26 protein-coding genes are annotated in these 22,887 nt (G+C 45.1%); 10 read left to right on the top strand and 16 right to left on the bottom strand.

From position 1 onward, the window contains the following. Positions 1 to 5: 5 nt before the first annotated feature. From OC443_RS02030 to OC443_RS02000, 7 genes are all read left to right on the top strand, one after another. The gene (locus OC443_RS02030) at positions 6 to 1,130 is read left to right on the top strand and encodes a glycosyltransferase (protein WP_073579970.1); all 1,125 of its coding nucleotides are present in this window, start codon (positions 6 to 8) and stop codon (positions 1,128 to 1,130) included. Next, positions 1,127 to 2,554 (top strand): GumC family protein, encoded by a 1,428-nt coding sequence (locus OC443_RS02025; RefSeq protein ID WP_073579969.1) that lies wholly within the window; start codon positions 1,127 to 1,129, stop codon positions 2,552 to 2,554. Before OC443_RS02030 ends, OC443_RS02025 begins: the two co-directional genes overlap by 4 nt. Positions 2,555 to 2,838: 284 nt before the next feature. Beyond that, a complete protein-coding gene (locus OC443_RS02020; RefSeq protein ID WP_073579968.1) occupies positions 2,839 to 3,936 on the top strand; it encodes a glycosyltransferase in 1,098 nt (365 codons plus the stop codon). Continuing rightward, on the top strand, positions 3,933 to 5,120 hold the full coding sequence (locus tag OC443_RS02015) for a glycosyltransferase family 2 protein (protein ID WP_073579967.1): 1,188 nt from the start codon (positions 3,933 to 3,935) through the stop codon (positions 5,118 to 5,120). Before OC443_RS02020 ends, OC443_RS02015 begins: the two co-directional genes overlap by 4 nt. Before the next feature lie 11 nt (positions 5,121 to 5,131). Next, complete coding sequence (locus tag OC443_RS02010; protein ID WP_073580044.1) at positions 5,132 to 5,767, top strand: sugar transferase; 636 nt, start codon at positions 5,132 to 5,134, stop codon at positions 5,765 to 5,767. Between the two features lie 367 nt (positions 5,768 to 6,134). Beyond that, complete coding sequence (gene zur, locus OC443_RS02005) at positions 6,135 to 6,614, top strand: zinc uptake transcriptional repressor Zur (protein ID WP_200796887.1); 480 nt, start codon at positions 6,135 to 6,137, stop codon at positions 6,612 to 6,614. Next, positions 6,604 to 7,065 carry a chemotaxis protein CheX gene (locus OC443_RS02000; RefSeq protein WP_073579966.1) on the top strand — a complete coding sequence of 154 codons (462 nt, stop codon included), beginning with the start codon at positions 6,604 to 6,606 and terminating at the stop codon, positions 7,063 to 7,065. The genes zur and OC443_RS02000 overlap by 11 nt, the downstream gene beginning before the upstream one ends. 86 nt (positions 7,066 to 7,151) lie before the next feature. Here OC443_RS02000 and pgi read toward each other — a convergent pair whose 3' ends face one another. Beyond that, positions 7,152 to 8,801 carry a glucose-6-phosphate isomerase gene (pgi, locus tag OC443_RS01995; RefSeq protein WP_073579965.1) on the bottom strand — a complete coding sequence of 550 codons (1,650 nt, stop codon included), beginning with the start codon at positions 8,799 to 8,801 and terminating at the stop codon, positions 7,152 to 7,154. A gap of 332 nt (positions 8,802 to 9,133) precedes the next feature. Between pgi and OC443_RS01990 the strand changes: the two genes are divergently transcribed. Continuing rightward, on the top strand, positions 9,134 to 9,553 hold the full coding sequence (locus OC443_RS01990; protein WP_073579964.1) for a secondary thiamine-phosphate synthase enzyme YjbQ: 420 nt from the start codon (positions 9,134 to 9,136) through the stop codon (positions 9,551 to 9,553). Positions 9,554 to 9,612: 59 nt separating this feature from the next. On the opposite strand, the gene OC443_RS01985 is transcribed toward OC443_RS01990, so the two are convergent. Next, on the bottom strand, positions 9,613 to 11,025 hold the full coding sequence (locus OC443_RS01985; RefSeq protein ID WP_073579963.1) for a replicative DNA helicase: 1,413 nt from the start codon (positions 11,023 to 11,025) through the stop codon (positions 9,613 to 9,615). Positions 11,026 to 11,264: 239 nt separating this feature from the next. Between OC443_RS01985 and OC443_RS01980 the strand changes: the two genes are divergently transcribed. Then, positions 11,265 to 12,002 (top strand): DUF481 domain-containing protein, encoded by a 738-nt coding sequence (locus OC443_RS01980; RefSeq protein WP_073579962.1) that lies wholly within the window; start codon positions 11,265 to 11,267, stop codon positions 12,000 to 12,002. A gap of 120 nt (positions 12,003 to 12,122) precedes the next feature. Here the strand turns inward: OC443_RS01980 and rplI are convergent, their stop codons facing one another. The 14 genes from rplI to fkpA all read right to left on the bottom strand — a co-directional run bounded on the left by rplI (position 12,123) and on the right by fkpA (position 21,761). Continuing rightward, entirely contained in the window at positions 12,123 to 12,572 is a 450-nt protein-coding gene (gene rplI / locus OC443_RS01975) for a 50S ribosomal protein L9 (protein ID WP_073579961.1), read from the bottom strand. 33 nt (positions 12,573 to 12,605) lie between these two features. Next, positions 12,606 to 12,833, bottom strand: a complete 228-nt coding sequence (rpsR, locus tag OC443_RS01970; RefSeq protein WP_000090471.1) for a 30S ribosomal protein S18 — start codon at positions 12,831 to 12,833, stop codon at positions 12,606 to 12,608. A gap of 100 nt (positions 12,834 to 12,933) precedes the next feature. Continuing rightward, positions 12,934 to 13,329, bottom strand: a complete 396-nt coding sequence (gene rpsF, locus OC443_RS01965) for a 30S ribosomal protein S6 (RefSeq protein ID WP_073579960.1) — start codon at positions 13,327 to 13,329, stop codon at positions 12,934 to 12,936. Positions 13,330 to 13,528: 199 nt separating this feature from the next. Beyond that, complete coding sequence (gene bfr / locus OC443_RS01960; protein ID WP_073579959.1) at positions 13,529 to 14,005, bottom strand: bacterioferritin; 477 nt, start codon at positions 14,003 to 14,005, stop codon at positions 13,529 to 13,531. An 88-nt stretch (positions 14,006 to 14,093) separates the two neighbouring features. Further along, on the bottom strand, positions 14,094 to 14,282 hold the full coding sequence (locus OC443_RS01955; RefSeq protein WP_073579958.1) for a (2Fe-2S)-binding protein: 189 nt from the start codon (positions 14,280 to 14,282) through the stop codon (positions 14,094 to 14,096). Positions 14,283 to 14,463: 181 nt separating this feature from the next. Then, positions 14,464 to 15,648 carry an elongation factor Tu gene (tuf, locus tag OC443_RS01950; RefSeq protein WP_073579957.1) on the bottom strand — a complete coding sequence of 395 codons (1,185 nt, stop codon included), beginning with the start codon at positions 15,646 to 15,648 and terminating at the stop codon, positions 14,464 to 14,466. A 112-nt stretch (positions 15,649 to 15,760) separates the two neighbouring features. Beyond that, positions 15,761 to 17,857: an elongation factor G gene (fusA, locus tag OC443_RS01945; RefSeq protein ID WP_073579956.1), complete on the bottom strand. Its 2,097-nt coding sequence runs from the start codon at positions 17,855 to 17,857 to the stop codon at positions 15,761 to 15,763. A gap of 74 nt (positions 17,858 to 17,931) precedes the next feature. Continuing rightward, positions 17,932 to 18,402, bottom strand: a complete 471-nt coding sequence (gene rpsG / locus OC443_RS01940) for a 30S ribosomal protein S7 (RefSeq protein ID WP_073579955.1) — start codon at positions 18,400 to 18,402, stop codon at positions 17,932 to 17,934. A 106-nt stretch (positions 18,403 to 18,508) separates the two neighbouring features. Then, positions 18,509 to 18,883, bottom strand: a complete 375-nt coding sequence (gene rpsL, locus OC443_RS01935) for a 30S ribosomal protein S12 (RefSeq protein ID WP_038181303.1) — start codon at positions 18,881 to 18,883, stop codon at positions 18,509 to 18,511. 149 nt (positions 18,884 to 19,032) lie between these two features. Then, on the bottom strand, positions 19,033 to 19,308 hold the full coding sequence (tusB, locus tag OC443_RS01930; protein ID WP_073579954.1) for a sulfurtransferase complex subunit TusB: 276 nt from the start codon (positions 19,306 to 19,308) through the stop codon (positions 19,033 to 19,035). A 10-nt stretch (positions 19,309 to 19,318) separates the two neighbouring features. Next, on the bottom strand, positions 19,319 to 19,675 hold the full coding sequence (gene tusC / locus OC443_RS01925) for a sulfurtransferase complex subunit TusC (protein WP_073579953.1): 357 nt from the start codon (positions 19,673 to 19,675) through the stop codon (positions 19,319 to 19,321). Beyond that, a complete protein-coding gene (tusD, locus tag OC443_RS01920; RefSeq protein ID WP_073579952.1) occupies positions 19,672 to 20,067 on the bottom strand; it encodes a sulfurtransferase complex subunit TusD in 396 nt (131 codons plus the stop codon). The genes tusC and tusD overlap by 4 nt, the downstream gene beginning before the upstream one ends. After that, positions 20,064 to 20,786: a helix-turn-helix transcriptional regulator gene (locus OC443_RS01915; protein WP_073579951.1), complete on the bottom strand. Its 723-nt coding sequence runs from the start codon at positions 20,784 to 20,786 to the stop codon at positions 20,064 to 20,066. The genes tusD and OC443_RS01915 overlap by 4 nt, the downstream gene beginning before the upstream one ends. A 168-nt stretch (positions 20,787 to 20,954) precedes the next feature. Then, positions 20,955 to 21,761, bottom strand: coding sequence for an FKBP-type peptidyl-prolyl cis-trans isomerase (gene fkpA / locus OC443_RS01910; protein WP_073579950.1), 807 nt, complete (start codon positions 21,759 to 21,761; stop codon positions 20,955 to 20,957). 143 nt (positions 21,762 to 21,904) lie between these two features. Here fkpA and OC443_RS01905 point away from each other — a divergent pair, with 143 nt between their 5' ends. After that, positions 21,905 to 22,885, top strand: a complete 981-nt coding sequence (locus tag OC443_RS01905) for a WD40 repeat domain-containing protein (RefSeq protein ID WP_073579949.1) — start codon at positions 21,905 to 21,907, stop codon at positions 22,883 to 22,885. Positions 22,886 to 22,887 lie beyond the last annotated feature (2 nt).

Below are 22,887 nucleotides of genomic sequence, written 5' to 3'. Positions count from 1 at the left end.
CCGGTATGCGTGATTTTATTGTGTTCGGGGAAGATTTCGGCGGGTTACCGTCCAGTACTCAACACCTGATTTCTCATCTGCCTGTAGATTGCCGGGTTCTGTGGGTTAATTCGATCGGATTACGTCAGCCCCGGCTGAACCGGCATGATATCCGGCGCGCTTTAGGGAAACTATTCGGTCAGTCCAAACAGGGATATCAGCAGGAAAAGACCCGGCCCGCTGCAAATATCAGTGTGGTGAACCTCCTGACCATTCCGGCGCCGCGTTCGCGCTGGTCGCGTACTCTTGCCCGCGAGATGATGCGCTTTCAGCTGAAAATTATTCTCAGGGAGTTCCGCCTCAACAACCCGGTCTTGTGGACCTCTCTGCCAACTGCGGCTGACCTGTGTGGCAGCCTGGGTGAAAGCCATGTGGTGTATTACTGCGGAGACGATTTTTCCGCCCTTGCCGGAGTTGATCATCAAACCGTTTCCCGGCACGAAGCCGAACTGGTCGATAAAGCCGATCTGATTCTCGCCGCCAGCCCGGCATTGCAGGAGAAGTTTCCTGCAAAGAAAACCTGTCTGCTGCCTCATGGCGTCGATACCGGACTGTTTTCAACACCGGCTCCGCGGGCTGACGATCTGCCGCAACACGGTCCCGTGGCCGGTTTTTATGGCAGTCTCTCTTCCTGGCTGGATTATGCGTTAATCGAACAGGCAGCCTGCGCATTACCCCACTGGCAGTTTGTATTTATCGGCCCGCAGGCACAGTCTCGCTCGCCTTTACCTGAGCTGCCGAATATTCACCAACTGGGGCCAAGAGCCCATCATCAGCTGCCGGCCTATTGCCAGCACTGGGATGTCAGCCTCCTGCCTTTTGTGCTCAATCCGCAGATTAATGCCTGTAATCCGTTAAAGCTGTTGGAGTATCTGGCAGCTGGCTCACCAGTCATCACCACCGATTATCCGGCCATCAACCCTTACCGGCCGCATTTGAATGTGATTGATGGTGCCGCTTCGATGATTGATGCGCTCAACCGGTATGAAAAAAATCCGGACAACCTGAAAAAAGCCCCCGTAGCGATTGTGCAACAAGAAAGCTGGGAACAACGGAGTCATGTGGTTTCTCAATTTCTGGAGTGCTTATGAATGAGTTGAAATTCCGTTTTGCCGTCCTGCTCGGAGCCGCATGGAGAAGAAGGTATGTGATTGCGCTGCCGGTTCTGTTACTGCCGTTTGCCGGGGCGCTGATCAGCTCGATGGCACCACTGGCTTATCAGGCACATACCAGCATGCTGATACAGGAAACCGCGAAAATGAACCCTTTTCTGGAAGATCTGGCGGTTTCAACCATGCTGAATGATCGGATGAGCGCACTGAGTACGTTGCTGAAAAGCCGCCATGTTTTGCTGTCCGTTGCCAAAGAAAGACAGTTGATCAATGATCAGATGAGCAGCAAACAGATTGATTATGTGATTGCGAAACTTTCCGGCAGCCTGAATGTAAGAATGCTGGGCAAAGATTTTATCAAAATCGAACTCAAGGCGAATACCCCGCAGGGGATGAAAGAAACCCTTCAGACCGTCAGTGATCGCTTCATCGAACAGCTGCTGGCACCGGAACGCTCCTCGATCCGGGATTCAAGCGAATTTCTCAGTATCCATATCGAAAAAAGAAGAACCGCACTGGATGATGCAGAAAATGCACTGGCTGAGTTTAAAAACCAGTATGCGGCTTTTTCCCCGCAAATGCAGAACCAGCTGCTCAATCAGCTGGCTTCGCTCAAACAGTCATTGTCTGAGAAAGAAGCCGAGCTGGCCGGGGTGAAAAAGAGTCTGGGCGGGCTGGATCAGCAGTTGTCCAAAACCAACCCGGTTGTTGGCAAGATTGAAGAGCAAATCATCCGGATCCGCAGCCAGCTGACACTACTTCAGGCCAGATATACCGATGCCCACAGCTCTGTGCAGGCCAAAAAGCGTGAACTGTCACGGCTGGAATCGGAAAGAACCAAGCTGCTGAGTGAGACAGAACGCCTGCTCGACAGTGACCAGTTATGGGACATGGTCAGCCATATTTCAGTGTCGCAACAAGGCGATGTAAAACCTTTACTGATTACCCAGCTGCATAATTTGCAGATAACCCGTAGCCGCTATGAAAGCCTTCAGGAAGAAACCAAAAGCCTGCAACAGATGATTAGCAAAATGGAAACTCAGGCCTATTCCTTCGGTGACCATGCCAAAACCCTGCACCGCCTGCAACGGGACGTTGAAATCAAGCGTGACTTGTATGATGAACTGATTCAGCGCTATGAGATGGCCCAGCTAACAGGGTCGCTGGGCATTTTTGAGCAGACCAAGCGGGTTAAGATTATCGACCTGCCGTACACACCGAGCACACCGTCCAATCTGCCGCTGATGATTTTTGTGATTGCCGGAGGATTTGCAGGATTATTTATCGGCATTGGTATCGCCACACTGATGGAGTTATTTGATACCAGCATCCGTCGTCAGGATGAGCTTGAGTCAATCTGTCAGGCACCGGTACTGACGATTTTGCCGAGGATTCAGGCTTAGGGCCAGTACATCTTTCATCATTATCACTTTTACTGTTCAGCCCGCTTCTCTTCAGAATTTCCCGCAGAGAACCGGGCTTTCTTTGTGGCTTTTCCTTATCCGGACTGTCGTACAGACACCTGTTTTCCTGTTTCTCAATAAGAAAATCACTCCGATTCTCAAATCCGGAAAAATGCATCCTCTCGCAACTAAAACAAATAACCAATTGAATATAAAGATAAAAATAATTGGCACATTCAATGCTATCTGAGATGAGGACAAGATAATCACAGGAGTCTGAATTGATGAACCCGGAACCACAACCCACAACAACCATTCATGTTGTTCAGCATCTGTCCCCCGGCGGACTGGAATGTATGGTCCTGGAATTACTCCGGCTGGCTTCGCCGCACAATCGGGTCTTGATTGTCAGCCTTGAGGGGGAACACCAGCAGGCACTTGAAAAATGGCCCAGACTATCGCCATTCAGCCAACAGCTGCATTTTCTGGGCAAGTCATCAGGATGGTGCAAACAGACGTTATTCCGGCTGAAGGGGTTATTGAAAACAGTCCGGCCGGATATCGTACACACCCATCACATCGGCCCGCTGATTTACGGCGGAATCGCCGCCAAAAGTGTCGACGTGCCGGTTTGTATTCATACGGAGCATGATGTCTGGCATTTGCAGAACTGGCGCCACCGTTTGCTTGAAAGAGTCATTCTGAACTGGGTACAACCCGTGTTGGTGGGCGACGCCAACCTGGTGACAGAAACCATCCGCACCTGTTTTAACTATCCTGAAGCACTGACGATCAAAAACGGTGTGGATTGCGAACGCTTCTCTCCGGGAGATAAAAACACAGCCAGAGCCAGATTAAACCTGCCGGAAGCTGCTTATCTGATTGGCTGTGCCGGTCGTCTCGAATGGGTCAAAGGGCATGATCAGATCATCAAAGCATTCAAACAGCTTCCGGAAAATTATCACTTAGCGATTGCCGGTCAGGGGAGTCAGGAAAAGCAGCTCCGCCAGCTGGTGGATGAACTGGGTCTGACCTCCCGCGTGCACTTTCTGGGACTGGTTGAAGAGATGCACACCTTTTATCAATCGCTCAATTTGTTCTGTCTGCCTTCACGAAGTGAGGGTTTTCCCCTCTCTCCGCTGGAAGCGCAGGCTTGTGGCATTCCGGTCGTGGTCACCAATACCGGCGCATGTGAAGAAACCCTGTGTCAGCAAACGGGCCAACTGATTAAAGCCAACTGTGTGTTTTCCCTGATCCGGGCACTGAAAGATGCAGAAACAGCCACCCTCACGACGTCACCAAGAACGTATGTGGAACAGAATTGTAATATTCAGCACATGGTGAATGCTTATGAATCACTCGGACTGGAGGCGATAAAATGACAATCATCATGATCGCATTCTGGGTTGCTGCCGGCTTGATTATTTATCACCACTTTGGTTACCCGCTCTGGCTAAGATGGTATGCAGGCAACCATCCGGAGAAACAAGTACCCTTCACACAGCGTGGCTATCAGCCCAGTCAGTCTGACGATGCATTGCCGACAATTACGATGCTGATTCCGGCTTATAACGAAGCCCGGTGGATCGCAGAAAAAATCCGCAACCTGTCGGCACTGGATTATCCGAAGAACCGATTGAAAATCATGATTGCCTGTGACGGATGTGAGGATGACACCAGCAGAATCGCTCAGGAAACGATTCAGGAGGCAATTTGTGCGGAAACTTATTTTGAAATTCATGAGTATCCGGAAAACCGGGGCAAAATTGCGATTATTAACCATGAAATGCAGAGCATTGATTCTGATTTAACCGTGCTGAGTGATACCAGTGCGCTGATTTCGGTGGATGCATTGCTGATTGCAGCCCGGCATTTTCAAGATGAACGGCTTGGGGTGCTGAACAGCAGATATCAGTTGCTGGAAACTCAGGGAGAAGGTGAAGCGAAATACTGGCAGTATCAAAGCCGGATCAAGCAGCATGAAGCTGCAACCGGCGCAACCATGGGCTCCCATGGTGCTTTTTATATCTTCCGTACCCGGCTGTTTGAGCCGCTGGCTCAAAATACCATCAACGATGACTTCATTCTGCCGATGAAAATCGTCAGGCAAGGTTATCAGTCACTTTACGATAGCAATATGCGGGCGCTGGAGCTGGAGACCACATCGCTGAGACATGACTTTCAGCGACGCCTGCGTATTTCTGCCGGGAATATGCAGCAATTCATTGTTCTGTCCGGCTTGTTGAACCCTAAGTACGGATTAGTTGCTTTCTCCCTGTTTTCAGGAAAAGGGCTGCGGTTATTCGTTCCTTACCTGATGCTGGTTTGCCTGATTTGTAATGTGCTTTTATTACATCATCCGCTTTATCAGGCGCTGCTGGTCATACAGGCTGCTGTGTATAGCATTCCGTTCATCACTCCCGTTTTTCCCGGTATACAAAAATACAAACCACTCCAGTGGCTGCACTACTTTTTAACCGGCCACTGGGCCAACCTGCTGGGCGGGTTGAGATATTTATCCGGCATAGAAACGAATCGCTGGACCAAAATAAATCACAAGAGGTAATTACTATGTATATGTCTTCATTTACGCAAACACTGATTCATGGCGTCAAACGCAGCATTGATATACTGGGCTCGGTTGCCGGACTCATTGCATTATCTCCGGTACTTCCGGTCGTCGCACTTGCCATTAAAGTCACCTCGCCGGGGCCGGTCATCTACCGGCAGTGGCGTGTGGGTAAATCGACGCCAGAGCAGGTCAACCTGTTTGAAATGTTTAAATTCCGGACCATGGTGCAAAATGCGGAATCACTGTCAGGCGCAGTCTGGGCGACAGAAAATGACCCGAGAATCACAGTGGTCGGACGTTTTCTGCGCAAAACCCGGCTGGATGAAATACCTCAGCTGATTAATGTGATCAAAGGAGAGATGTCACTGATTGGCCCAAGACCAGAGCGTCCGGCATTCTATAACAGTCTTGAAGACAAAATTCCGTTCTTTACTGAGCGGACTTATGGAATTTTACCGGGAATCACAGGGCTGGCTCAGATCAGTCAGGGATACGATACCTGCATCGATGATGTGCGACGTAAAGTTGCTTTCGATCACAGTTATTCTCTTTCGATGTACTCATTTAAAAGCTGGTTATTGATGGATCTGAAAATTATCGGCAGGACGGTTCTGGTCATGATCTGTGGCAAAGGACAATGATTCAACTTCACTCAACAGAGGCTGAATCAGGCCCGGCTCTGCCTCTGTTCCCCTTCCCTCCATCAGACTTTCTTTTCGTGACCCTCTTCAGCGATAAATTGTGACAATTAATGTTATGATCGTTTTTTTAATTTTAAGCTTCGGTGATTGCCATCAAGTACAATCTTTCTGTATATAATTAAGAGTACGATCTGGCAATAAAGTGGGGATTCCCTGTAACTTTAGTATCTGAACCTCAAATATGACGTTCGGTTTTCAGGGAAAAGGTCACACAGATAACAGGGTTGTCTGGCTGAACTTGTCAGAAATGTTGCACGATATTACGCTTGAATTAGTATATGCTTATAAGATTCTGGTGGTTAAGGTGATGAATTTGGACCACAATTTAACAAAGCAGATAGAAGAAATATGCGCTGCAAGAGGTGTAAGACTAACTTCTCAACGGAAGCAGGTGTTTGAGTTGATCAGTGCCAGTAATAAAGCAGCCAGTGCGTATGAATTACTTGAAGCACTCAAAAAAAATGAGCCTCAGGCAAAGCCACCAACTGTTTACCGGGCGCTCGATTTTTTACTGGAGCAAGGGTTCATTCACCGGGTTGAGTCAACCAATAGTTTTATATCGTGTTGCTCTTGTAACGCACATAAGCATTTTTCTCATCTTTTAATATGTGATAAATGTGGTGATGTAATTGAATTGCAAAATGACCATTTAATTTCATCGCTGGAAGATAATGCGGAGAAACATGGATTTAAGATTACAAATCATGTCATCGAATCCCATGGTGTTTGCCAGTTATGTTCCTCTGAGATTAACAATGAGACAATAGAAGAAGATTATGCGCGCTGAGTTTGTAAATCCGTTTTTAGCATCATTAATGAATGTTTTAAAAACCATGGCTTCTCTGGAATTAAAGCCACAAAAACCCCGGGTAAAGAAAGATGAAATTGCTCGCGGGGATATCTCCGGCTTAATCGGGATGGTCGGGCCACAAACAAAAGGCTCTATGTCCATCACTTTTGATGAAAGTCTGGCGTTGGAAATCATGCAGAATATGTTAGGAGAACGTCCTAACGGTCTGAATGAAGAAGTCACAGATATGGTCGGTGAAATCACAAATATGGTCACAGGGGGTGCAAAGCGAATTCTCGCTGAAGGTGGCTTTGAATTTGATATGGCGACACCGATTGTCGTTTCAGGGAAAGGACATACTCTCCGTCACAAATGTGAAGGCTCCATTATTATCATGCCTTTCTCTTCACAGTGGGGAAATGCTTTCATTGAGATTTGTTTTGAATAACTAACCATTCAACATCATTACTGATTTAAATAAAAAGGTTGGGCTTCCCCAACCTTTTTCACATTCAGCTCAAAACCTCAAACCGCTTAACGGAAAGATTTGTAAGCGTTGATAAGTCCGTTGGTGGAACTATCATGTGAAGAGACTTTTGAGTCATCCTGTAACTCTGGCAGGATATTGTTTGCCAGCTGTTTGCCCAGCTCAACACCCCATTGATCAAAACTGAAGATATTCCAGATCACGCCTTGTGTGAAGATCTTATGTTCATACATGGCGATCAGCTGACCCAAAGTCTTCGGTGTAATCTGTTTAACCAGCAAGGAATTGGTTGGGCGATTCCCTTCGAATACTTTAAACGGAACCAGCTCTGCTACCTCAGCTTCGCTTTTACCTGCCGCAGCAAATTCAGCCGCAACTTTCTCTTTCGTTTTACCGAAGGCAAGCGCTTCGGTTTGGGCAAAGAAGTTAGACAAAAGTTTCGGATGATGGTCACCGGTCGGGTTATGCGACACAGCCGGTGCAATGAAGTCACACGGAATCAGTTTCGTGCCCTGATGAATCAGCTGATAGAAAGCATGTTGACCATTCGTACCGGGTTCGCCCCAGATAACCGGACCAGTCTGATAATTGACAGGCGCACCATTACGGTCGACATACTTACCATTTGATTCCATGTTTCCTTGCTGGAAGTAAGCAGCAAAGCGGTGCATGTATTGATCATACGGAAGAATTGCCTCAGATTCAGCACCATAAAAGTTGTTGTACCAGATACCGATTAAAGCCAGCAACACAGGAACATTCGCTTCAAATGGCGTTTCGGCAAAATGTTTATCGACTTCATGTGCGCCGGTAAGCAGCTCAATAAAGTTGTCATAGCCGATGCTCAGAACGATAGACAGCCCGATTGCTGACCAGAGTGAGTAGCGGCCGCCAACCCAGTCCCAGAATTCGAACATATTGTCAGTATCAATGCCGAAGGCTTCAACTGCGGTTGCATTGGTAGACAGCGCAGCGAAGTGCTTCGCGACCTGAGCTTCATCATTGGCAGCTTTCAAAAACCATGCACGGGCGGTGTGAGCATTGGTCATGGTTTCCTGCGTGGTAAAGGTTTTTGATGCAATCAAAAACAGGGTAGTTTCAGGGTTCAGGCCTTTCAGCACTTCTTCAACATGCGTACCGTCAACATTCGACACAAAGTGCATTTCGAGCTGGTTTTTATAAGGTTTCAGCGCCTCTGTCACCATATAAGGCCCCAAATCTGAACCGCCGATACCGATATTCACAACATCGGTAATCGCTTTGCCGGTATAACCTTTCCACTCACCGGAGATGATACGCTCAGAAAAACTTTTCATTTTTTCCAGCACGGCATTTACGGCTGGCATCACATCTTCACCATCTGAGTAAACAGGTGTGTTACTCCGGTTACGTAATGCAACATGCAGGACTGAGCGATTTTCAGTTTGGTTGATTTTCCCGCCACTGAACATGGCTTCAATGGCACTTTTCAGATCGGTTTCTTCAGCCAGAGCCAACAGGTGTTTCAGTGTTTCTTCATTAATCAGGTTTTTGGAATAATCGACAAGTATGTCATCACCTAATTGTTGAGAGAACTTGTCAAAACGTTGATTATCCTGCGCAAATAATGTACTTAAATCAACACTCTTTACTGATTCAAAATGAGCAGAAAGGGCTTTCCAGGCCTTGGTTTCTGTCGGATTAATTTTTTTTAACATGGTATTTATCCCGATGATTGAATTAGTTTTACACCTCAGACAACCCGCGTTGCCATCTCAGTCTAAAATTTAGATCTTCATAAAACGATTTGCTGATTATACTTAATTTTTGTTGCGAAATTATGTTTTATCTCAAATCGTGTCAATTGATTTGTCCCCGCCGGAAACCGCTAATCCCGGACAGAGTATCCACAAGTAGCGGAATTACAGGCCAAATCAGAATATACCCAAGCAACCTTCGCAACAGCATGAGTTAACATTGTATGGTAACTATGTTTTACTCACCATAAGTTCAATAATGATATAATCAATTATTCTGATAGGTATTCGCAATGTGGTCTCAAATTTTAATTCGGATTCCTGCTAAACGGCGGGGATTTCACCTGATAACCGATGAAATCGTTCGGCAGTTGCCTCAGTTGACCTCTGTGTCTGTAGGCATGGTTAACCTGTTTATTCAACACACATCTGCCAGCCTGACAATCAATGAAAATGCAGATCCAACCGTCAGAACAGACATGGAAGCCCATTTTGACAGGTATGTTCCGGAAAATGCGCCGTATTATCAGCATACTTATGAAGGTGAAGATGATATGCCAGCACATATTAAATCATCGCTTCTTGGCAGCAGCCTGATGATTCCGGTCACAAACGGGCGTTTGGCATTAGGTACGTGGCAGGGAATTTATTTGGGTGAACACCGCAATCATGGCGGTCAAAGAACCATCATTGCGACGATTCAGGGAGAGTGATCTCCCTGACTTATTTTGTGTCGATAATTAAACTTCCGGACTCAACCTGCTGAAACAAGTTATTCATCATCAATATCAAAAGCAGGCCCGGCATAGTTATCGAAGCGGGAAAAATGCCCCTGGAATGTCAGCCTGACGGAACCAATCGGGCCATTCCGCTGCTTACCGATGATAATTTCAGCGGTTCCCTTCATGGAGCTATCCGGGTGATAGACTTCATCACGATAGATAAACATGATTAAGTCGGCATCCTGCTCAATCGATCCGGATTCCCGCAGGTCAGAGTTGACCGGTCTTTTATCAGCCCTTTGCTCCAGAGAACGGTTCAGCTGAGAAAGCGCAACCACCGGGATGTTAAGCTCTTTCGCCAGTGCTTTTAAGGAGCGGGAAATCTCTGCGATCTCCAGCGTCCGGTTCTCCGACATCGCAGGCACACGCATCAACTGCAAATAGTCGACCATAATCATCGAAATCCCGCCATGTTCACGGGCAACCCGCCGGGCACGTGAACGCAGTTCCGTTGGCGTCAGTCCGGCGCTGTCATCAATCAGAATATTTTTCTTTTCCATGAGCATCCCCATCGTTGAGGAGATTCTCGCCCAGTCCTCATCATCCAGCTGACCGGTTCTGATTTTGGTCTGATCAACACGTGACAGCGAAGCCAGTGTTCTCATCATGATCTGCTCAGCCGGCATCTCCAGAGAAAAAATCAGGACAGGTTTGTCCTGAGACATCGCCGCATTTTCACACAGGTTCATGGCAAAGGTCGTTTTACCCATGGAAGGACGTGCCGCCACAATGATCAAATCCGAAGACTGCATACCCGCAGTTTTCTTGTTCAGATCAGTAAAGCCGGTGGTCACACCGGTTACACCATCCTGAGGGCTCTTATAGAGCTGTTCAATTCGTTCCAGCGTATTTTCCAAAATGGTATCAATACGCTGAGGGCCTTCGTTGTCACGCGTTTTAGACTCCGCAATTGCAAAAACTTTACTTTCAGCCAAGTCCAGCAAATCATCAGAATTGCGGCCCTGAGGATCATAGCTGGCATCCGCAATTTCATTCGCCACCCCGATGAGCTTACGCACCATCGCCCGCTCTGACACAATTTTGGCATATGCCGTAATATTGGCAGCACTTGGGGTATTCTTCGCTAAATCGGTCAGGTAAGCCAGACCACCGACATCGTCCAGCTGTTCTCTTAATTCAAGATGCTCAGACAAGGTGATCAGATCAAGCGGATGGCCACTTTCCAGAATGGATTGAATCCCGTCAAATATCAGCCGGTGCGGGCGACTGTAGAAATCATCTGCTATGACAAATTCAGCAACAGTGTCCCAACGTTCATTATCCAGCAGTAATCCACCCAGTACGGATTGCTCTGCCTCCAGTGAATGAGGCGGCGTTTTGATTGCCTCAACCTGAGAATCAGTTCGGTTACGTGCTCTGTTTTCAAATCTGGAATCGGCCATGACCCTACTCAGAAAAAATCAAAAGACAGTTATTATACCGGGAAACCGTAAATATCGCATTTGTAATTATACTCCGGCAACAGGAAGATAGCGGGTTTGGCTATCCGGGCATCACTCAGAAATAATTAACCTGATACTGACTGAATATAAGATGATTCGGATTAACATGCTCTTTTTGACTGACAGATATTCAAAGGCAGGCAGTGACACAATCCTGGCGAATCATACTGAATGTTTGCATGGGTTTTATGACTTTTAACATTCAGGCTGAAGTAAATGATCAATCATCTCAACCCACTCATGAGACTGCGCTATTCACATCACAAGTAGACTTCGGTTACCAAAGGCATACAGGTAATAAAGACACCAAATCTCTTAATTTCAACCTGCAGGCAGAATATACCCGGGGAAGATATCGGACAAACGGTGTCTGGAAATTTTACCGGCTCTATAAGAATGGTGATGAGGATAAGCGCAAATCAAACTATGAATTACAAAGCGACTATAAAATCGGCCCGAAGGGTTATCTGTTCAGCAGCCTGAACGGCATTAATTCTAAGTACAGCGCTTATTTCAAAGATTACACGTTATCTGCCGGCTACGGATATCAGCTGACACATACGGAACGGTTAACCATTGAAATAGAAGCCGGCCCCGGGTACCGGTATCAAAAACCAAACCTGGATGAAATAGATGATGACGATCTGATTTTCCCTGAAACCGTCAGGGAACCCATTGTCAGGTCCAATATCAATCTGAAATGGAACATGATTGATGATCTTCATCTGTTGGCTGAAACGACCGTGGTTTCGGGAAAGAGTAATACATTAACGACTACAGACATCAGTCTGGTCACTGACATTACACAAAACTTTGCCACCAAAGTGACTTATTCACGCCTGTATCACTCCCGTGTTCCTGATGGGTTAAACAAAACAGACACGGCAACATCGGTCAATCTTGTCTTTCATTTTTAAACAATTGACCGAGAGCGTCAGGCTAGGTAGCGCTAACAGGCACCAAAGCTCAAAAAAAAACCCACTATAAATAGTGGGTTTAGAATCACGTCAGTGATATCACTTAAGTAATACGATTGATTACTCAGCAACAACCTGAAGTTTAACTGTAGCAAATACTTCAGAGTGAAGTTGAACACTGATTTCAAATTCACCAGTATTACGCAGTGCACCTTCAGGAAGGCGAACTTCGCTTTTCGCAACTTCAACACCTGCAGCAGTGACTGCATCAGCGATATCACGAGTACCGATAGAACCGAACAGTTTACCTTCTTCACCTGCTTTTGAAGTGATAACAACCGCTTCAAGTGCATTTACTTTTTCAGCACGAGCCTGTGCAGCAGACAGTTGCTCAGCAACTTTTGCTTCCAGCTCAGCGCGGCGCTGTTCAAACATTTCAACGTTTGATTTAGTTGCCATAACTGCTTTACCCTGAGGGATAAGGAAGTTACGTGCATAACCAGACTTCACGTTCACTGTATCGCCAAGGCCACCCAGGTTACCGATTTTATCAAGTAGAATAACTTGCATTGTTTAATCCTCTCTCTTAATAAACGGTGCCAATTACTGATGCTTGTCAGTATATGGAAGAAGGGCCAGGTAACGAGCACGTTTAATTGCACGAGCAAGTTGACGCTGATACTTAGCGCTGGTACCAGTAATACGGCTTGGTACGATTTTGCCAGCTTCTGTGATGTAGTTTTTCAGCGTTGCTACATCTTTATAATCAATCTCTTGTACGCCTTCTGCTGTAAAACGGCAGAACTTACGACGACGGAAGAAACGAGCCATGGGCTATCTCCTGATCTAAATTTGAGTCATTCATCGCTATATCACATCTCATGAAATACATGATGACTGTCAAACAAGCGAATACTAAGTTGTTGCGTGCTTATTCAGCGCTTGCGCTGCTTTCAGCTTCTTCTGCTGGTTTTTCTGCGCGAGGTTCTTCGCGCTTAGTGCGCTCTTCTTTCGCTTTCAGCATAACTGATGGCTCAGTTACAGCAGACTTAGTACGCATGATCATGTTACGTAACACTGCATCGTTAAAACGGAAAGCAGTTTCCAGTTCATCAATCACTTGCTGCTCAGCTTCTACGTTCATCAGAACATAGTGTGCTTTGTGCAGTTTATTAATTGGGTATGCCAGTTGACGGCGGCCCCAGTCTTCCAAACGGTGAATTGTACCGCCAGATTCAGTGATAGAAGTCGTGTAACGCTCAGTCATGCCAGCAACTTGCTCGCTTTGATCTGGGTGCACCATGAATACGATTTCGTAATGACGCATTGATTTGCTCCTTACGGATTATTCAGCTTCCACAATTGGTCCGGTCAGCCAGAGGAAGCAAGGAACGATAATAAGGGACCGGAAATTCAAGACGACGAATAGTACAGAAAGGGAACAATTTTATCAAGGAATAATCATGAAAACAGATAGATTAAGGGCTATCTGAAGATAGCCCGGCGATGTGATATGTGTTTTTCAGTTAATCTTCATCGACAAACTGAGCTTGCAGATAATTTTCCAGGCCAGTCATATCAATTAATCCGAGCTGGGTTTCAAGCCAGTCAACGTGTTCTTCTTCATCTTCAAGAATATCCTGAAACAGATCCCGGGAAACATAATCCCGAATATCCTCTGCGTAGGCAATCGCATCTTTCAAGTCAGGAATAGCATCCATTTCCAGCTTCAAATCACACCCCAGCATTTCTTTGACATCTTCACCTATATGCAATTTTCCTAAATCCTGAAGATTCGGTAATCCCTCCAGAAACAGAATTCTTTCTATAAGATGATCAGCGTGTTTCATCTCATCAATAGACTCGTGGTACTCTTTGTCCGCCAAATGAATCAGGCCTTTGTCTTTATACATTCGGGCGTGTAGGAAATACTGATTAATAGCAACCAGTTCGTTACCGAGAATTTTATTCAGATGCTGGATAATGATTGGATCACCTTTCATAACAAACTCCTCTTAAAGTTCTCATTAACTGTAGAACTTATAAGAGCAGAGTCAAATCGGGCTCAGAGGATCAATAAGAAAGTTTGGTTTAGCTTACCTGTTGGTATTTTGTCGAAACAGCCAGTTCCAGAATTGCTTTCGCCTGCCGGATACACTTCCCACACTGAGTTCCTAAAGCCGTACACTTTTTCACTTCTTTGATATCAGTGATGTCATTCTCTGTCACCAACTGATGTAGCTTCGTATCTGAGATAGCATGGCAAACGCAAACAAACATAATATAAACTATAGTTAATCAACACATCAGTAAATATAAACGATTATAATTTTCATTTCCATTAGTAAGTGCATTTTTTGTACATTTTATTTTGTTTCGGTTAATGGTACTTCTTTCAAAAACAAAAGAAGGAAGCAAAAGCTTCCTTCTTTTTCAAATGTTATAACTAATAAATCGTCAATTATGCGATGATTTTAGCAACAACACCGGCGCCTACTGTACGGCCACCTTCACGAATCGCAAAACGAAGACCATCGTCCATCGCGATTGGAGCAATCAGTTCAACAACCATTTTCACGTTGTCACCTGGCATAACCATTTCTACGCCTTCCGGTAACTCGATTGAACCTGTTACGTCTGTTGTACGGAAGTAGAACTGTGGACGATATCCTTTGAAGAATGGTGTGTGACGACCACCTTCATCTTTCGACAACACGTATACTTCTGACTCGAACTTCGTGTGTGGTGTGATTGAACCTGGCTTCGCCAGTACCTGACCACGTTCTACTTCATCACGCTTAGTACCACGCAGAAGTACACCTACGTTCTCACCTGCACGACCTTCGTCAAGCAGCTTACGGAACATTTCTACACCAGTACAAGTTGTCTTGGTTGTTTCTTTGATACCAATGATTTCTACTTCATCACCAACTGTGATAACGCCCTGCTCTACACGACCTGTTACTACTGTACCACGGCCCTGGATTGAGAATACGTCTTCGATTGGCAGGATGAAATCCTGGTCGATTGCACGCTCTGGCTCTGGAATATATGAATCCAAAGCTTCTGCAAGCTCAACAATCTTGTCTTCCCACTGCTTCTCACCGTTCAGTGCACCCAGAGCTGAACCCTGGATTACTGGCAGGTCATCACCCGGGAATTCATATTCTGAAAGCAGTTCACGTACTTCCATTTCTACCAGCTCAAGCAGCTCTTCATCATCAACCATGTCACATTTGTTCATGAATACGATGATGTAAGGAATACCTACCTGACGACCCAAAAGGATGTGCTCACGAGTCTGTGGCATTGGACCATCTGTCGCTGCAACAACCAGGATACCACCATCCATCTGTGCCGCACCTGTGATCATGTTTTTCACATAATCCGCGTGTCCAGGACAGTCTACGTGTGCGTAGTGACGGCTTGGAGTGTCATACTCAACGTGTGAAGTCGCGATTGTGATACCACGCTCACGCTCTTCAGGCGCGTTATCGATTGACGCGAAATCTTTCGCTTCACCACCATACACTTTTGCAAGTGTTGTACAGATTGCTGCTGTCAGCGTTGTTTTACCGTGGTCAACGTGGCCGATAGTACCAACGTTTACGTGCGGTTTCGTACGTTCAAATTTTTCTTTAGACACGATCGTGTTCCTTCCTAGTTATGATTCACCCCAAGTTAACGTCATCTCAGGGCGCGCCAGAAATTGCTATTTTATGCGCCAACTTTTCTTAGCGCAACAGGTTCGTTATTAATCAACCACGCTCTGCAATGATTGCATCTGCAATATTTTTTGGCACCTCTGCATACTCAGCAAATTCCATTGAGTAAGAAGCCCGTCCCTGTGTTGCAGAACGTAAGTCAGTTGCGTAACCAAACATCTCTGAAAGTGGCACTTTAGAGCGGACAATTTTCAATCCTGCCGGACCTTCATCCATTCCTTCGATGATACCCCGCCGGCGGTTTAAATCACCGACGACATCACCCATCCAATCTTCCGGAGTGGTTACTTCAACTTTCATAAGTGGCTCAAGAATAACGGGCTGCGCATCAAGTGCACCCTTCTTGAATGCCATCGAGCCAGCGATTTTAAACGCCATCTCACTTGAGTCGACATCATGATACGAACCATCAAACAGTGTCGCCTTAACATCCAACACGGGATATCCGGCTAAAACACCGTTATTCATCTGTTCTTCAATCCCTTTCGCGACTGAACTGATGTATTCTCTCGGCACAACGCCACCCACGATTTCATCAACGAAAACAAATCCTTCATCTTCTTCTGCAGGCTCCAGTTTCAGCCAAACATGACCATACTGGCCCCGACCACCAGACTGACGAATAAACTTGCCTTCAACTTCCGTTGAACCACGAATGGTTTCACGGTATGCAACCTGAGGTTTACCCACATTGCAGTCAACGCTGAATTCGCGTTTCATACGGTCAACGATGATATCCAGGTGAAGCTCACCCATACCGGAAATTAACGTCTGACCTGTGTCATCATCCGTTTCAACACGGAATGACGGATCTTCTGCTGCCAGTTTACCAAGAGCAATTGACATTTTCTCCTGGTCTGCTTTCGAACGGGGTTCGACAGCAATTTGAATCACCGGCTCAGGGAATTCCATTCGCTCCAGAATAACTTTATTATTCTGGTCACAAATCGTATCACCTGTTGTCACTTCTTTGAGACCAATTGCAGCTGCAATGTCTCCAGCGCGAACTTCTTTTACTTCTTCACGCTTATTTGAATGCATTTGCACGATACGGCCAACACGCTCACGCTTTTGTTTCACCGTGTTGTAAACCATATCACCGGAGTTCAGAACACCGGAATAAACCCGAACAAAGGTCAATGTACCCACAAACGGATCGGTCGCAATCTTAAAGGCAAGCGCAGAAAATGGTTCTGTGTCATCAGCATGACGTTCAACTTCATTTTCATCGTCATCAACACCCTTAATTGAAGGGACATCCACAGGCGATGGTAAAAATTCGATCACAGCATCCAATACAGCCTGAACGCCTTTATTTTTAAATGCACTACCGCATGTTGCTAATACAATTTCATTGTTCAATGTACGGATACGAAGCCCTGACTTAATTTCTTCTTCAGTCAGTTCACCTTCTTCAAGGTATTTTTCCATCAGTTCTTCGTTTGCTTCGGCGGCAGATTCAATCATATGACTGCGCCATTCTTCAGCTTGCTCAAGCATATCAGCCGGAATGTCTTCATAGGTAAATGTCATACCCTGATCTTCTTCATTCCAGTTAATTGCTTTCATCTTGAACAAATCAATGACGCCTTTGAATTCATCTTCAGCGCCAATATTTAATTGAATTGGTACCGGATTCGCACCAAGGCGATCTTTAATCTGATCCACAACGCGTAGAAAATCTGCACCGGCACGGTCCATCTTATTGACGAAAACCATACGGGGTACATGATATTTATCTGCTTGCCGCCAGACTGTCTCTGATTGAGGTTCAACGCCGGAAGCACCACAGAAAACAACCACCGCACCATCAAGCACACGTAAAGAACGTTCGACTTCAATGGTAAAGTCAACGTGCCCTGGAGTGTCGATAATATTGATACGATGATCGGAAAATTGCGCCTGCATACCACGCCAGAAAGTTGTTGTCGCAGCAGAAGTGATAGTGATACCACGTTCTTGTTCCTGCTCCATCCAGTCCATGGTTGCGGCACCATCGTGAACTTCGCCGATTTTATGAGAAAGGCCGGTGTAGAACAGAATACGTTCAGTTGTGGTTGTTTTTCCTGCATCTACGTGAGCACAGATACCGATATTCCGGTAACGCTCGATAGGAGTTTTACGAGCCACGATTGTATCCTCTTAACTAAGGTCTACCTTAGAAAATAGATGTACCGCAGGAGAACCCTGCGGTACAGAAGGTATTACCAACGGTAATGAGCGAATGCTTTGTTCGCTTCAGCCATACGGTGAACGTCTTCACGTTTCTTAACCGCGGCACCTTTATTTTCAGCTGCGTCCAGCATTTCTGCAGACAGACGGGCAGCCATAGATTTTTCACCACGCTTACGCGCAGCTTCAACCAACCAACGCATTGCAAGTGCATTACGGCGAACCGGACGAACTTCAACCGGAACCTGGTAAGTTGAACCACCCACACGGCGAGACTTAACTTCGACTGCCGGGCGGACATTTTCAAGAGCTTCTTCAAATACAGCTAAGTGATCTTTACCAGATTTCTCAGCCATTGTATCTAATGCAGAATAAACGATTTTTTCTGCAACTGATTTTTTTCCGTCAACCATCAAAATGTTAACGAACTTTGCCAGCAGTTCAGATTTGAACTTAGGATCTGGAAGGATCTTACGCTGACCAATTACGCGACGACGTGGCATGGATATTCTCCGTTGTCTTCTTCAGGTTATCCAAAACTATACAGTTTCTTCAAAAATTAATAATTGAGTGTTTGGCCTTACTTAACGCTATTTCAACAGAGAAATATTAAGACTTAGGACGCTTCACACCGTACTTAGAACGACCTTGTTTACGGTCATTTACGCCTGCACAGTCAAGTGCACCGCGAACAGTGTGGTAACGCACACCAGGAAGGTCTTTAACACGACCACCACGGATTAGAACAACACTGTGCTCCTGAAGGTTGTGACCTTCACCGCCGATGTACGATGTTACTTCGAAACCGTTTGTCAGACGTACACGACAAACTTTACGAAGTGCTGAGTTAGGTTTTTTAGGTGTAGTTGTGTAAACACGAGTACATACACCACGTTTTTGTGGGCACGCTTCTAGTGCAGGCACGTTGCTTTTTGCAACCTGCTTAACACGAGGCTTACGTACCAACTGGTTAATAGTTGCCATTAACTAGCTCCTGAATTACTTAAAGTAAGCTTGTGAAAAATCTATCCCTATACAATTAGGGACGCAAAATTCTATGCACTAAGAATGAAGGTGTCAAGAAATATACAGATCTTTTTGTGGGAATAGTGCATCCAGTTAAATACAGATGTTCAATCCCAGGTCATCGAAACAATGTCTTGAGCTGTTAGATCCACAAATCCAGAATAATCTACACAGCGAACTTCTGCTCCGATGTACGGACGAATCCCTCTGGCATCAATATCTTCATCTAACACAAATACACTTTCTCTGCACACCATAGAGTAAAGTTCATGGTTTTGATTTGCGCAATACACGCTGTCTTCAATGAGGATAATGACATCAGATGATGTGATATAGGAAAGAGCCTGTTTCACTGCCTGCTGGCTTTTGATGATATGAAGCATAATGACCTGGCTAAAATGTCAGTACTTTATTACTGTTGCGAAGAACTTCTGATATGTCATCAGCACAGCTTCGCTGAGCATCAATGACAAGTTCAGCATCTTTGAGACCTAAGCGCTCAAGAGAATGCTGGCAGACATAAACGTTTTCAATCTCATACAGTTCAAACAATTTAAACATGGAGATATAGTCTCTGCTGAGAATAACTGATGGTTGTTGCTGTATTAAAAGGTTACTGACTCCCTCCCCCAGAAAAACAACCTGAATGTCTTCACTAAAAGCAGAAGCAGCCAACAATGCGTCAAGCCCTTCCCTGCCTGATGAATATATATGGGGTGGCTGGCGAAAAATAAAAGTAATGCTACTCAAAACTGGACTACTCTGTCTTGCGTCATTAATGCCTGAGCCAGGCTCCCGAGACCCGCCTGTTCAAAATTATCAGCCAGATTAGCAGCAGATAATCCGTGCAGTTCACTTTCTTCCGGACTAACAATACCGCGCCTCAACGAAGCTGCAACACAGGTTTCAAGCCGAACCCGATAGTCATCAGATAAGCTTTGCCAGGCTTTTACCAGATTAAATTCATCATTTGCCGGTACCGATAGCCGGTTACCATTGGTCACACCATCCTGATAAAAAAACACACTGACCAACACATGACCTTTTTGTAACAAAGCTAAAGCAAACTGATAAGCACTCCGGGCAGACTGTGTCCCGTAGAGTGGTCCATTCACAACAATGGTGTAAGTCAGTTTACTCAACTTTCGTCATCCTCAGTCTTTCTCTGTCTGATATATAAATAGACAGTATGCTTGGAAATGTTCAACCGCTCTGCCACCCGGTTAATCGCATCTTTGATATCAAAAATGCCTTTATCAAACAATTCCATCACAATTTGACGATTTTTGGTGTTGTTAGAGACAAACTTATTCGCATTAATCTCTTCGATTGTTCTTTCTACTGTTTGATCGACCAGTTCCTCAACATCGCTGGCAAAGTTAACTGAAGAAGCAGCTTCTTTGGCTTCCTGCGTTGGCATAAAAGACTGAAGAACCTGAGAGAAAGGCGCATCCAGATTCACGTTAATACAAAGCAGCCCAATCACACGGTTGTCCCCGTTACGGATCGCGACAGTGATGGATTTCATCAACACACCGCCTTTTGCCCGGGTAAAGTAGGAACGGGAAAAGTTTCGCTCGGAACCTTCAATATCCCTGAGCATTTTCAAAGCTAAATCAGTAATTGGAGAACCAACCTGTCTTCCAGTGTTTTCACCATTTGCAATTTTAATTGCAGAGGTGTTTAAATCCTCCAGAGAATGCAAAACAATTTCACAAAATGGCCCAATCAAACTAGCTAAACCGTCAACTACGGCTTCGTAAGACTGAAGAATGATCTTGTCGTGTTCCGTAAAAGGCTTCGCATGTACTGACTCCATTTCTAACAACATGTCTGCATTCAATGTCTCAGTTGTAGTCACAGTTATTCGACCTTAGAAAAATTCAACAAATTAATGTAAGTTTATCAGAAAATTTTAAACTAAAAGCAAGTAATCTGACTAACTCGTGATTTAAAGCAATTTTGCAGCCCAATACAAAAAAGGCCGGAGCATTACACACCGGCCTTGAAACGAAATCGAGTATCGATATTATTTTTTAGGTTTAGATTTAGCTTTGTCTTCTGCTTTGTCAACTTTCAACAACTCTACTTCAAATACCAATGTAGAATTTGCCGGGATCGTTGGTGTATCACGATCGCCGTATGCCAGTTCTGGTGGAATAACAAACTTATACTTAGAACCAACTTTCATCAATTGAACACCTTCAGTCCAGCCTTTAATCACCCGATCAAGCGGGAATGTTGCCGGCTGACCACGATCGTAAGAGCTATCAAACTGAGTACCATCAATCAAAGTACCTTTGTAATGTACCTGAACTGTATCCGTTGCCTTAGGTGATTTGCCTTTGCCTGCTTCTAAGACCTGATACAGTAATCCTGACTTAGTTTTCTTCACACCTTTTTCTTTTTCAAACTTAGCACGGAATTCATCTCCGGCTTTTTTGCTTGCCGCTGCTTTTTCTTGTGCTTTTTCGGTCGCCAGAGTTTTCAGACGCTTATCAAAGTCAGATAAAGTCGTACGTACGTCTTCATCAGTTAATTCTGCTTTATTAGCAAAGGCATGCTCAATACCTTTCAGGACTAACTCTTTATTCAGTTCAATACCGTATTCTTTTGGTTTATCAAGATTCGTATTCAAATAGTTCGCAAGAGATAAACCTATCGCATAAGCTACTTTATCATTATCTGAGTCAAAATGAGCAGTTGACTGAGTTGCTTTTTCTGATTCAACTTTTTGTTCGGCAGTCGTTGAAGTTGACTTCGTTTCTTCTGTTTGACACCCTGCTGCCATCATAACAACCGCTGCTAATAATGACACTTTAAACAATGATTTCATTAAATTCTCCAAAATTATTCAGGTAAGCCTTTTGTTATTGCCCAGTATTTCTTGACTTCTATCTATGAGCAACACATTGTTGTACCAATATAACGTGATGTGATTCGATTGTCTTTAGACACACTAAACGGGAATTAAGTTCAATGCGAATATTCTCTCTTTATATCCCCTTGTTTATTGTCATCATTTTGTTAAATGGATGCTTTTTCTCTCCCTCACCACTTCAACAGTGGAAAATTTCGCCAGAAGGCGTCACTGCTTTCGGCTTAAGCAGAGATGGCCGGTTCGCTCTTACCTATTCCCAGGAGAAACAGCTTCTATTATGGGATCTGAATGAAAATAAACAACTAGCTGATTTAGGCGCTTTAAATCAGGAAGAAAGTACCGTCACTAAAATACGGATATCAGATAATGATCGTTATGCGGTAACAGCCGGGCAAACGAACTTTGCGGTATGGGATCTCGCATGGACGCAGTCCAAAGGATTGTGGTCAATCTCTGATGGAATTATCCGGGATATAGACCTGTCTAAAAACGGTACCAGAATTTTAATGGGACTGTCTAACGGAAAAGCGATTTATGTAGATCTGACAACCGGCAGAAGGATGGAATTCCTTGCACACAGAGAAAAAGTTAACTCAGTTGCATTATCACCCAATGGTCATTACGCATTAACCGGTGGCAATGATTACATTGCTTACCTGTGGGATACAAAAACAGGTCATATTCTCAGAAAGTTTGAGCATGAGCAACGGGTTGTTCGGGTTGCTCTGCAAAGAAACGGGGAATATGCATTTACTTCTGATGGCGGAAATCAAGCCAGAATATGGGATCTTCATACAGGAAAAGAACTATCACACCTGAAAAGCTTTTCAAGACAGCTGATTTTTTCAAGTGCCCGCTTTTCAGAAAATGGCGACCGACTCATCACAGGAACACCTTCAGGTAATGTCATGGTTTGGAATAGCAACAATGGTGATAAACTGGCAGAGTTTAAGACACAATTAACCCAAAATACCCGGCCACCACGGGCTGTTGTATATGATGTAGCTTTTGATAAACAGGGCCATGCCATATCAGCCAACTCAGCTGGAATCGCAGAGGCCTGGCAAGTAAGTGAGTAATG

It is taken from the genome of Vibrio quintilis (assembly GCF_024529975.1).
Taxonomy (GTDB): Bacteria; Pseudomonadota; Gammaproteobacteria; order Enterobacterales; family Vibrionaceae; genus Vibrio; species Vibrio quintilis.
The sequence above is the reverse complement of the archived record's forward strand: the minus strand, read 5'-3'. Positions and strand labels throughout refer to the sequence as shown.

Bases quoted from the DNA above. Each gene is read 5' to 3' on its own strand.
- OC443_RS02030 (WP_073579970.1), top strand. From the start codon at position 6: ATGCGTGATTTTATTGTGTTCGGGGAAGATTTCGGCGGGTTACCGTCC.
- OC443_RS02025 (WP_073579969.1), top strand. From the start codon at position 1,127: ATGAATGAGTTGAAATTCCGTTTTGCCGTCCTGCTCGGAGCCGCATGG.
- OC443_RS02020 (WP_073579968.1), top strand. From the start codon at position 2,839: ATGAACCCGGAACCACAACCCACAACAACCATTCATGTTGTTCAGCAT.
- OC443_RS02015 (WP_073579967.1), top strand. From the start codon at position 3,933: ATGACAATCATCATGATCGCATTCTGGGTTGCTGCCGGCTTGATTATT.
- OC443_RS02010 (WP_073580044.1), top strand. From the start codon at position 5,132: ATGTCTTCATTTACGCAAACACTGATTCATGGCGTCAAACGCAGCATT.
- zur (WP_200796887.1), top strand. From the start codon at position 6,135: ATGAATTTGGACCACAATTTAACAAAGCAGATAGAAGAAATATGCGCT.
- OC443_RS02000 (WP_073579966.1), top strand. From the start codon at position 6,604: ATGCGCGCTGAGTTTGTAAATCCGTTTTTAGCATCATTAATGAATGTT.
- pgi (WP_073579965.1), bottom strand. From the start codon at position 8,801: ATGTTAAAAAAAATTAATCCGACAGAAACCAAGGCCTGGAAAGCCCTT.
- OC443_RS01990 (WP_073579964.1), top strand. From the start codon at position 9,134: ATGTGGTCTCAAATTTTAATTCGGATTCCTGCTAAACGGCGGGGATTT.
- OC443_RS01985 (WP_073579963.1), bottom strand. From the start codon at position 11,025: ATGGCCGATTCCAGATTTGAAAACAGAGCACGTAACCGAACTGATTCT.
- OC443_RS01980 (WP_073579962.1), top strand. From the start codon at position 11,265: ATGGGTTTTATGACTTTTAACATTCAGGCTGAAGTAAATGATCAATCA.
- rplI (WP_073579961.1), bottom strand. From the start codon at position 12,572: ATGCAAGTTATTCTACTTGATAAAATCGGTAACCTGGGTGGCCTTGGC.
- rpsR (WP_000090471.1), bottom strand. From the start codon at position 12,833: ATGGCTCGTTTCTTCCGTCGTCGTAAGTTCTGCCGTTTTACAGCAGAA.
- rpsF (WP_073579960.1), bottom strand. From the start codon at position 13,329: ATGCGTCATTACGAAATCGTATTCATGGTGCACCCAGATCAAAGCGAG.
- bfr (WP_073579959.1), bottom strand. From the start codon at position 14,005: ATGAAAGGTGATCCAATCATTATCCAGCATCTGAATAAAATTCTCGGT.
- OC443_RS01955 (WP_073579958.1), bottom strand. From the start codon at position 14,282: ATGTTTGTTTGCGTTTGCCATGCTATCTCAGATACGAAGCTACATCAG.
- rpsG (WP_073579955.1), bottom strand. From the start codon at position 18,402: ATGCCACGTCGTCGCGTAATTGGTCAGCGTAAGATCCTTCCAGATCCT.
- rpsL (WP_038181303.1), bottom strand. From the start codon at position 18,883: ATGGCAACTATTAACCAGTTGGTACGTAAGCCTCGTGTTAAGCAGGTT.
- tusB (WP_073579954.1), bottom strand. From the start codon at position 19,308: ATGCTTCATATCATCAAAAGCCAGCAGGCAGTGAAACAGGCTCTTTCC.
- fkpA (WP_073579950.1), bottom strand. From the start codon at position 21,761: ATGAAATCATTGTTTAAAGTGTCATTATTAGCAGCGGTTGTTATGATG.
- OC443_RS01905 (WP_073579949.1), top strand. From the start codon at position 21,905: ATGCGAATATTCTCTCTTTATATCCCCTTGTTTATTGTCATCATTTTG.